General features: G+C 68.1%; 11 protein-coding genes. All 11 read left to right on the forward strand.

The window, feature by feature from the left end; translation table 11 throughout:
* The first annotated feature begins 15 nt into the window (after positions 1-15).
* The 11 genes from M878_RS69295 to M878_RS97600 all read left to right on the forward strand — a co-directional run bounded on the left by M878_RS69295 (position 16) and on the right by M878_RS97600 (position 9,831).
* On the forward strand, positions 16-768 hold the full coding sequence (locus tag M878_RS69295; RefSeq protein WP_031225319.1) for a TnsA-like heteromeric transposase endonuclease subunit: 753 nt from the start codon (positions 16-18) through the stop codon (positions 766-768).
* Positions 765-2,654, forward strand: a complete 1,890-nt coding sequence (locus M878_RS69300) for a Mu transposase C-terminal domain-containing protein (RefSeq protein WP_031225320.1) — start codon at positions 765-767, stop codon at positions 2,652-2,654. The genes M878_RS69295 and M878_RS69300 overlap by 4 nt, the downstream gene beginning before the upstream one ends.
* Positions 2,651-3,703: a TniB family NTP-binding protein gene (locus M878_RS69305; protein ID WP_023548236.1), complete on the forward strand. Its 1,053-nt coding sequence runs from the start codon at positions 2,651-2,653 to the stop codon at positions 3,701-3,703. Before M878_RS69300 ends, M878_RS69305 begins: the two co-directional genes overlap by 4 nt.
* Positions 3,700-4,380, forward strand: a complete 681-nt coding sequence (locus M878_RS69310; protein ID WP_023548238.1) for a TniQ family protein — start codon at positions 3,700-3,702, stop codon at positions 4,378-4,380. Before M878_RS69305 ends, M878_RS69310 begins: the two co-directional genes overlap by 4 nt.
* 607 nt (positions 4,381-4,987) lie before the next feature.
* Positions 4,988-5,593 carry an ABC transporter ATP-binding protein gene (locus tag M878_RS69320; RefSeq protein ID WP_031225322.1) on the forward strand — a complete coding sequence of 202 codons (606 nt, stop codon included), beginning with the start codon at positions 4,988-4,990 and terminating at the stop codon, positions 5,591-5,593.
* Positions 5,590-6,432, forward strand: a complete 843-nt coding sequence (locus M878_RS69325) for an ABC transporter permease (protein ID WP_023548243.1) — start codon at positions 5,590-5,592, stop codon at positions 6,430-6,432. Before M878_RS69320 ends, M878_RS69325 begins: the two co-directional genes overlap by 4 nt.
* 115 nt (positions 6,433-6,547) lie before the next feature.
* Positions 6,548-7,444 carry a phytoene/squalene synthase family protein gene (locus tag M878_RS48315; protein WP_031225323.1) on the forward strand — a complete coding sequence of 299 codons (897 nt, stop codon included), beginning with the start codon at positions 6,548-6,550 and terminating at the stop codon, positions 7,442-7,444.
* An 18-nt stretch (positions 7,445-7,462) separates the two neighbouring features.
* Complete coding sequence (locus M878_RS69330) at positions 7,463-8,437, forward strand: polyprenyl synthetase family protein (RefSeq protein WP_023548247.1); 975 nt, start codon at positions 7,463-7,465, stop codon at positions 8,435-8,437.
* Positions 8,438-8,542: 105 nt separating this feature from the next.
* On the forward strand, positions 8,543-9,127 hold the full coding sequence (locus tag M878_RS69335; protein ID WP_023548249.1) for a hypothetical protein: 585 nt from the start codon (positions 8,543-8,545) through the stop codon (positions 9,125-9,127).
* A gap of 252 nt (positions 9,128-9,379) precedes the next feature.
* Positions 9,380-9,517, forward strand: coding sequence for an RNA polymerase sigma factor (locus tag M878_RS000000101875; RefSeq protein ID WP_106962731.1), 138 nt, complete (start codon positions 9,380-9,382; stop codon positions 9,515-9,517).
* Positions 9,518-9,678: 161 nt separating this feature from the next.
* On the forward strand, positions 9,679-9,831 hold the full coding sequence (locus tag M878_RS97600; protein ID WP_023548251.1) for a hypothetical protein: 153 nt from the start codon (positions 9,679-9,681) through the stop codon (positions 9,829-9,831).
* The last annotated feature ends 20 nt before the right edge of the window (positions 9,832-9,851 follow it).

Consider the following 9,851-nt stretch of genomic DNA (forward strand, 5'->3'; position numbering starts at 1 on the left):
GGCTGGGGGTGTCGTATGTCGGTATCGGCTGGGTCGGAACGGGCGGCGCCGTACGTCGAGGTGTCGAGTGTGGTGGGCAAGCGTGAGCGTCGTCGGCGTCCGCTGTTGGACTGTGTGTCGGTCAGGTTCGAGGACGCTCGTCCGGTGCGGCCGTTTCGGTGGCCGCCGGGTGGGCGCTATTTCCCGGGCTGGTACTGGGCGGCGACGACTCGGCAGCATGTCGGTTTCGAGTCGTGGCTGGAGCGGGACCGTCTCGTGCTCATGGATTTCGATCCGGCTGTGGTGGGGGTCGCCTCCCAGCCGTTCTGGCTGCACTGGCACGACGGGACGCGTGAGCGTCGGCATGCCCCGGACTTCTTCGTGCGCCGCGCGGATGGCTCGGCCGTGGTTGTCGATGTCCGCGCCGACGACTGCATCGCACCGCGCGATGCGGAAGCGTTCGAGGTGACGCGCCGGGCCTGCGCCGAGGCCGGGTGGGGCTTTGAGCGGGTGGGGAGGCCGGAGGCGGTGCTGCTAGCGAACGTGCGGTGGCTGTCGCGTTACCGTCACCCGCGCTGCCGACAGCATCCGGTGGCGGCCCGGCTGATGGAAGTCTTCTCGCAACCGGTGCCGCTGATGGCCGGGGCCGACAGCGCCGGCGACCGGCTCGCGACGCTGCCTGTGTTGTTCCACCTTCTGTGGCGGCAGGAGTTGTCCGCCGAGGGGATGTCGGTCGAGTTGCTGGGGCCGCGCACGGTCGTGCGCCTCGCCGGTGGGGGTGCCGGATGACGGAGCAGGGGCGGCGGGTTCCACCGACAGCCCGGATCGCGGAGTACCCCAAGACGGCCGCTGACCAGGCCCGTTGGTGGGAGGGGCACATCCTGGAGGTGTTGCACGGTTTGCCGCCGGATGCTCCCCAGGGGGCGGTGCCGCGGCCGGAGTTCGACCCCAGGCTGCACTCGCTAGCCGAACGCGAGCGGGCCAAAGCGGCCGAGCTGACGGCGGCGGGCCATCGGATGACGGCCAGTGGCGTCAAGCAGCGGCGCCAGCGTTATCGCCGCGACGGGCTGGTTGGGCTGGCCGACGGCCGGACGGCCAAGCAGCTGCCTCCCTTCGGCCAGATCGCCCCGGCGGTGGTCGACGCGATGCGGCAGGCGATCGCCGAGACGACCGATGCCTCCTCGAGGACAGTCCGATTCACCATCTGGCGGACCAAGCAGATCCTGGCAGCCGGCGAGGATGGCGACGGCATCGAAATGCCCCACGAGCGCACGCTCTACCGGCTGTTCGACAAACTGGCCGCCGGGACGCATGCGACCGGCTCGGCAACCACGCGCCGCTCGCTGCATGCGCGTCCGGCCGGCCCGTTCGGGGAAGTCCCGGCCATTGCACCGGGCGAGTTGATGCAGATCGACTCCAGTCCGCTGGATGTCCTGGTCAGGCTGGACGACGGCATCGCGGAGAAGGTTGAGCTGACCGCGCTGGTCGATATCGCGTCCAGGTCGATCACTGCGGCGGTGCTGCGGCCGACGACGAAGGCGGCCGATGCCTCCGCGCTGGTGGCCCGCAGCATCACGCCGGACATGATGGGTCCGGGCTGGTCGGAGTCGCTGCGCATGTCCCGGTCGGCACTGCCGCACCGCCGGCTGCTGGAATTGGACGAGCGGCTGGAGCATGCGGCGGCGCGGCCGGTGATCGTTCCGGAGACGGTCGTCTGCGACCACGGAAAGCTGTTCATCTCGAACAACTTCCGGGCCTCTTGCCGCTTTCTGGGCATCACGCTGCAGCCGACGCACAAGGCATCGCCCTTCGAGAAGGGAGTGATCGAGAAGACCCTGGGGTCCGTGGCGACGCTGTTTGCGCAGTTCGTCGCGGGTTACACCGGCCGGTCGGTGGACCGCCGCGGCCGGCACTTGGAGGACGGACCGCTGTGGTCGCTGCCCGAGCTGCAGGAACTGCTCGACGAGTGGATCGTCGCTGTCTGGCAGAACCGGCCGCACGACTCCTTGCGTGACCCCGACGCGCCGAAGCGGGCCTTCTCGCCGAACGAGAAGTACGCGATGCTGCTGGAGTCGAGCGGCTACGTCCCGGCCCCGCTGAGCGGTGAGGACTACGTCGAGTTGCTGCCGGAACGGTGGCAGGCGATCAACGCCTACGGCATCAAGATCAACCACCGCACCTACGACAGCCCGGAGTTGAACCCGCTGCGCCGTCAGCGCTCCGGCATCGCCGAGAAGAACGGCTTGTGGGAGATCCACCACGACCCCTACGACGTCTCCCGGATCTGGGTACGCGACCGCCGCGGCGAGCGGGACCGGTGGATCACCGCGTTCTGGCGGCACCTGCACCGCGTCGGCGTCCCGTTCGGCGAAATGGCCTGGGACCACGCCCGCCAACAGGTCCCGGGCCGCAACGAGACACAGATCGCGGATGCGGCGGCCGCCCTGCTCCAGCGCGCCCACGATGGCCCCCTAGACGAGAAGGGCCCTGCGGCCAAACGATCTCAGAAAGATCGCCGGATTGCCGCCCGCACCCGGGCAACCGCCCCAGGCCGGGAGATCCCCGATCCGCCGGCCGACCGCGAACCGGCGGATGAGGACACCGACACCGCGCCGGCCAAGGTCATCCCGCTGGGCCTGTTCGACCCGCTCGCCAACCCCTGGAGGCGCCCGTGACCTCATCCACACCGGCAGCCCGGCAGGCCGTGTTGCGGGAGTCCGACGCCGAGGCCGGCCGACAGCTGAACACTCTGACCGGATGGCGCAGGTTCATCGACGGGCCGCCCGAACCCCCGGCCCTGTCGTCCCGGAGCACGTGGCAGCAAATGCCAGTACCCGAGCGGGACCTCTACGACGAAGACCGCCTGGACCATCACGCCCGCATGCTCACGATCGCCACCTCGTTCGTCGAGAAGACGGCGATCTGCGGCCGTCGGCTGGTCCTGCTCAACCGCCACGCGATCAGCGCCCGCCGAGGGCTGATCGTTTCCGGCCCCGCGGGCACCGGAAAGACCATCGCCATCACCCAGTTGGGACGCTCCCACGAACTCCTTGACCGGGCCCGGCACCCACACGTCAACGACCGCATCCCGGTCGTCTACGTCACCGTCCCGCCGGCCGCGACGGCCCGCATGATCGCAACCGAGTTCGCCCGCTTCCTGGGACTGCCGGTGCGGGCCCGCTCGAACATGACCGACATCATCGAGGCCGTGGTCGGGGTCTGCACCGACACGTGCACCGGTCTGGTGCTGGTCGACGAGCTCCACAACATCTCACTCACCAGCCGCCACGGCGCCGAAGTCGCCGACACCCTCAAGTACTTCTCCGAGCGCCTGCCCGCCACCTTCGTTTATGCCGGCATCGACATCGCCGAATCCAGCCTTCTGTCCGGGACACGCGGCGCCCAGATCGCCGGCCGCTTCACCCTGATCCCCTCCCGCCCCTTCCCCTGCAACAGCGAATGGAAGGGCCTGGTCGCCACCATGGAAGACACCCTGCGGCTGCACGACCACCGCCCAGGCACGCTCACCAGCCTGGACCGCTTCCTGCACAACCACACCGGCGGCATGATCGGATCCCTCTCCCACGCCATCCGCGGAGCCGCGATCGACGCCATCCTCACCGGCACCGAGAAGATCACCAAGCGGAGTCTGCAGGCCATCCCGCTCGACCACACCGCCCACACCACCGCCTCGATGGCCACGAAGACCGCAGCGTCCCGGTGAACAGCGAACTGCCGCCCCGGTATGCGCCTCTGCCGGTCCGCCTCCGCCCCTGCCTCGGAGAATCCTCCGACTCATACATCCGGCGCCTGGCCCGCGCCAACCATCTCAAGCCCAGCTTCCTGCACTGCTATCTCTCCGGCCCACCGCAGTGGTTCGCCAGGCCGCTCCTCGAACACCTCGCCACGGTCGCCGGCCACTCGCCCGAGGCACTCGAGCGCGCCCTGGCCGACGCCAGCGCCCTGGGTGGCACCAACAGACCACGCCGCCGCCTGCCCAGGAAGAATCCCTTCGCCCGGCGCCCGGACCTGGCGCACCGCATCGCCCAAGAGGCCCTGAAAGGCACACGGGTCCACACGCTCGCCAAGCGCTACAACCTCCGCTGCTGGGATATCCGCTTCGCCCTGGAGACCCCACGCCTGACCACCACAGAGACGGGACAGCTGGCCGACCCGATCACGGGCGAACTCGCCGACCTGGTCGAGAACATGATCAGCAGAGGGCTGAACAAGAGGCAGATCTGGATCGAGCTCATGGACGACCACGACTACCTGGTCAAATACCACAGCATCCGCCACTACATCGACTACACGCGATCCGGCAGACAGCGCAAGAAGCGGTCAGCCTCCCCCTTGGCATCCAATCTAGTCGCCCCAGGTCAGTGCACTGCACGCGACTGACTTCGACATCAAAGGACAAATATGCCCTTTGATGTCCAATCGAGGCGTTTGACAACGAAACCAGTCGTTTCGGCTTTTTTGATAGTGAACCTAGTCGTGAGGTGAGCACGCTGGAGGTGTTGGATGGCCGTGCCCGCTGGGGCGGAAGGGGCCGTGCCGTACGTCGAGGTGTCGTGCGTGGATGACAGGCGCGAGCATCGACGGCATCCGCTGTTGGACTGCGTGTCGGTCAGGTTCGAGGACGCGGTTCCGGTACGACCGGAACGCGCACGGGTGATCTTCGTGGGGGCCGCGCACGGAAACAGGGCCTGCTGGTGGCTCGGGGTACGAACCCGCTCCGAGTGTCTGGAGGTCCTTTTGTTCTAGTCTGCCGCGTCCGTACTGTCGGAGTCCAACTCTCGCGTGTCGCTGTGCGATTGCCTCGCCCGCTGGTTCGGCAACGCAGGTGATCACCCCGGAGCTGGGCGCCGATTACAGCGCGGGCTTCACTCGTGCGGGCTAATAAGTGATCTTGCCCCGGTATTGACCGTACGTGATGCCTAGCCTTGCCGTGACGGCGAGTGGCCGGCAGTGAGTGCCTGCGACCGCCGTAGAGCCCGGGGGTGCGGTGGAGGTTCGGGGTGTGCGTCACGCATACGGTCGCCGTGAGGTCTTGCGGGGCCTTGACCTTGATCTACGGCCTGGAGTGCTGGCCGGGATTGTCGGCGAGAACGGTGCGGGCAAGTCGACGCTGTTGAAGATCTTGTCTGGTGAGCTGCGCCCGCTGGGTGGCACGGTCCGTCATGGGGGCCGTTTCGGCTACTGCCCGCAGGACGTGGTGGTCAACGAGGCTCTGACCGTGCGCCAGCATCTGGAGTTCTTCCGAGTCGCGCGCGGGCTGTCGGATCTGCAGCACGCCGGGCAGGTGATGGACGCGTTGGGATTGTCGGAGTACGTCGATGAGCGTGCCGGCCTGCTCAGCGGCGGAACCCGTCAGAAGCTGAACCTGACCCTGGCGCTGATGCATGACCCGCAGGTGCTGCTGCTGGACGAGCCCTACCAGGGTTTCGACTGGGAGACCTACCAGCGTTTCTGGGACTTGGCGGCCCGATTACGCGATACGGGCCGCTCAGTCCTTGTCGTCTCCCACCTGGCCTATGACGCTGAGCGCCTGGACGAGTTGTGGCGCCTTCAGCGCGGCGTGCTGCGCCCCGCTGAGGGGGTGTCGGCATGAGGCGGCACCTGAACCTGTTCGTCACAGCAGTCCGTTTCGACCTGGTCGAACACGCCCGGAACAGGCTCGCCATGGTCCTGGTCGCCGTGTTCATCCCCTGCTGGATCAGCCTGGCGTACGCCGTCATCCCCAGCAGGCACCTGGCCTTCCGCCTGCGGGCGACCGGCCGGCTGCTGGCACCGGCCGGCAACCAGATCACGCAGATCACCGGCGCCATCAACGCCGTCACCCTCATCACCGGGTTCATGATGTTCGCCGTCACGTTCAACGGCGGGCGCTTCGACCGCCGCCTGGCCTTGGCCGGGTACCCCCGCATCCATCTCGTCCTGGCCAAGACCACCTCGCTGACCCTGGCCTCCGGCGCCATCGCGGCCTATGCCACCGCGGTGATCTGCATGGCCTGGAGCCCTCGGCAGCCACTGCTGCTCGCCGCTGCCTTGTTCTGCGGAGCGATGACCTACGGGGCGCTCGGCGTCGTCTTCGGCTCGCTGCTGCGCCGGGAGGTGGAGGGCATGTTCGCCCTGGTCATGACCAGCCTCGTGGATGTCGGTCTTCAAAATCCGCTGGCCGGCGGCGGTGCCGGAAGCCAGGTCGTGCGGTTCCTGCCTACCTACGGCACCATGCAGGCTGCCTCAGCTGCGGGTTTCACCCGCGAGTGGCTGCCCGGTGATCTGGCCGTTCAGTTCTTGTGGTTCGCCGGCGCCGCGTTCCTGGGCCTGCTCGCCTTCCACCGCCGCACCAAAGACGCCCTGACCGCAATGCCGTCCTTGCGTCTGCCTTGGCTGCCCACGCGCCGACAACCTGCGCACCCGGCCCGGGCCACGTCGACGTCCCGCTGAGTGACGCCCCCGCACGACGGCCCAACAAGGGCCCTGGAGGGACGTGTCGCGCCCTCATCGCAGAGCGAAGTCCTGACCCCGAAAGGGGGCCGGTTGAGCAGAAAGGGGTTCACAGATGCTGGTAGGGCGATGGCTGGATGCGGCGGGTATCACCGATCCTGTCCTTCGGCGCTGCTACACGGTGTGCGCGCGAGAGGTATCCGGTCTCGGCGGAGGGCGCGGCCGCTGGGGGGCGCTGCGCATCGCGCCCGCAGCGGCACGGCCTTATACGGCGGCGCTGGTGGCACACGGGTGCCGTGCTGATGCCTGGGCAGATAGCGGGCCGGTCGAGGACCGTCGGCGTCGGCTCGCCGAATTCGCGGAGGCCACCCGGGCAGCATTCGCCACTGGCGGCTCCCACGATCCCGTCCTGCACGCCACGGTGCACACGCAGCGGACCTTCGGCATGCCGCTGTCACTGATCGAGGACATGTTCACCGGGATGCAGCGCGATCTCGACTTCCGTGACTTCGTCACTTACGCGGAACTGTGCCAGTGGGCCGGGCAGGTCTCAGGCAGCCCGTTCTACAGGGTCATGTGGGCCATGGTCGGCACCGAACTGGCCGAAGTGCAATCGCTGGCGCATGAGTTCGCCGAACTGTGCCAGCTGGCCGACGTGCTGTGCGACCTGTCGGAGGACCTCGACGACGGCCGCCTGTACCTCCCTCTGGAGGATCTCCACCAGTTCGGGGTGTGCCCTGAGGACGTCAAGGCGAAGCGGTGGACACCGCCCATGGCTGATCTCATCGCGTTCGAGGCCGCGCGCGTCACTGACCGGCTGCCCGCCCTGGCCGCTGAACTGGAACACACCACCGCCAGCCCCTATACCCACGCAGTGGGAGAGCATTTCAGGCTCCTCGTGGCCGGAGCGCTGGCCGCAGGACAGGACGTACTACACCGGCCGGTGCAACCACCCATGGGCCACTTCCTCAACGCGTGGCGCCCCGTCATGCGCGATGTCATCCCCTGCTGACCATCGAAGGGACCTGTCATGTCCATCGCCGCGACCCCAGTCGGGGGCACACACATTCCGCTCCTGGAAGCTGAACTGCTGCGCTGGGTGGGCAGCGGCGACAGCCTGCTGGAGGTGTCATGCCTGGACGCACTGTTCCCCCCGGGCAAGCTCCTGCGCCCCGTCCTGTGCATGGAGTCGGCCAAAGCCGTCGGCGGCACCGCCGACCAGGTGCTGGCTTTCGCGGCCGGCATCGAATGCCTGCACGTCGCCAGCCTTGTCCACGACGACATCGTCGATCAGGACCCGGTACGCCGCGGGCGGGCCTCCACCGCCGAGCAGTACGGTCTCGCCGAGGCCCTGGTAGCAGGCGACGGACTGTCGATGGCCGGCATTGCGGCCATGCTCAGCGGCGGCCCCGCCGAGCGCGTACTGCACGCAGCACGGGTCACCGTCGAGGCCCTGCGTCACATGTGCCAGGGCATCATGCGCGAAACCGAAATCCGCGGCGACCTGACCTGCGGGGTACCCGCCGTCCTGAACGTCATGCAAGCCAAGACCGCCGCGCTGACCGGCGCCGCCTGCCAGGCCGGCGCCATCCTGGCCGGAGCAACCCCGGAGCAGGACCGGGCCCTCCGCACGTACGGAGAACAGCTCGGCATGGCCTTCCAGATCCGTGACGACCTGCTCCCCTACACCGCCGAGGACCAGATCACCGGCAAGACAGCCATCAGCGACGTCGCCAACCTGCAGCCCACCCTGCCCGTCCTGCTCGCCTACGAAGTGGCCGACAAAGCCGACCGCGACCGCCTGACCACCGTATTCCACGGCGACATCGATCCCGTCACCGCACACCGAGACATCCTCGCCGTGCTGACACGCACCGGCGCCCTCACCAAGGCGGCCCAGATGGCATCTTCCCGCGCCGAACGAGCACACGTTGCACTCACCGGCCTGCCGGGCGCCCTGCGCCTCGCCGAACTGGCCACCTCAGCAGCCGACCGTCAGCGCTGAGTAGGGCCGGGGACGGGCGCGGTGGCTGATGCTCCGTATCCAGCCCCCGCTCCTGGTCTGCACCGGGCTGGCCGCTCAGCCCTCACGTACAGGAGACCTGCGCTCATGAATACCTCCCGCAGCCTCAAGCGCTCCGCTCTGGCCGTGGCCGGGGCCGCCGGTGTCCTGGCGGTGGCGGTGATCGTCATCCCTCAGGAGGAGACCCCGGCCGCTCAGAGTGTGAAGTCCCCTCCGCTCCTGGCCGCCCTTACGCAAGCGGCTTCGCTGCCGTTCGCCTGCCAGGAGGCGATCTTCAAGGCCGGGGATCAGTTCGCCACCACCCGCTACGCCATCCCGGACGAGTTCTGGAACGCCGCTGTCGCCGCTCTGGGCAGTCTGACCGAGACCGAGCGGGCCGAACTCACCCGGCCTGCCTGTGCGGCGTGGAACAGTTGGGCCACCGCCAATAGTTCCGCCGTGACGGGTGAGCTCGACAACCGCTACCGCAACGCCGCCTTGCCGGTGTGCAACAAGTTCACCGTCGCCACGGGGGGAACGGTCAGGAAGTTCTCTCTGAACACGCCGGCGGCGGCCCGGGGCCTGGAAAAGGTGGTCAAGAAGGTGTGGACCCAGGCCATGACCAAGCTTTCCGCTACGGCCTCCGACGCCACCTGCCGCACCTCATACAGCACCGCCAAGACCGCCTGGTAGCCACCGCGGCCCTGGCCCCTGGTTTAGCCGACAGGATCCGCCAACACTTGTCGCCCATGCCAACGAGCATCGCAGTTGCCGCGGACTCGGGCTTCCTCGGAGAAGGTTGGTCCAAGGGCCGAGTTGGAGGATCACGCACTGCCGGTATGGGGAAGCGACACCTCCACCGAGGGTGCCTCGGAGGTGACGGGCACCGTCCTCAACGCGCTCCGCAGCCTTCCCGAGCGCCAGAGAGTGGTTCTCGCCTGAGCGATGGACGGCTACAGCCCTCAAGAGATCGGCGAGATTTTGGGCCTGACACCAGCCGGCGTCCGCTCCCATCTGCGTCATGCCCGCAACAACCTCAAAAGGATTCTGGAGTCGGAGCCTTCAGGTGATCGGTGCTCTTGACGGCGCACAGTGTCCGGCATGATGGTCGACGGCCGGACGCTCAGCGCGAAGGCGGGGAGGTTCCGGGATGACCGCAGTTGTACAGCGCCCCGACCCGTCGATGGCGGGGCGCTGCAGGACATCTCCTTCTCCCGGATGGACAAGCGCGTCAGCCTGCCCGCGTGCGGTTCGCCCTGCGCTACCGCGATCTCCCCAAGCAGGTCGGCTCCTTGCAGTGGAGTACGGCCGACGACCTCATGGTCGTCAGCGGCACGCAGGATGCCAACGGCGACCCGCGGCACACGTCGCCGCTGGAAGTTAGTCGTGTGGGGTGAACACACCGGGGGTTGACAGT

This window comes from Streptomyces roseochromogenus subsp. oscitans DS 12.976 (assembly GCF_000497445.1).
GTDB lineage: Bacteria > Actinomycetota > Actinomycetes > Streptomycetales > Streptomycetaceae > Streptomyces > Streptomyces oscitans.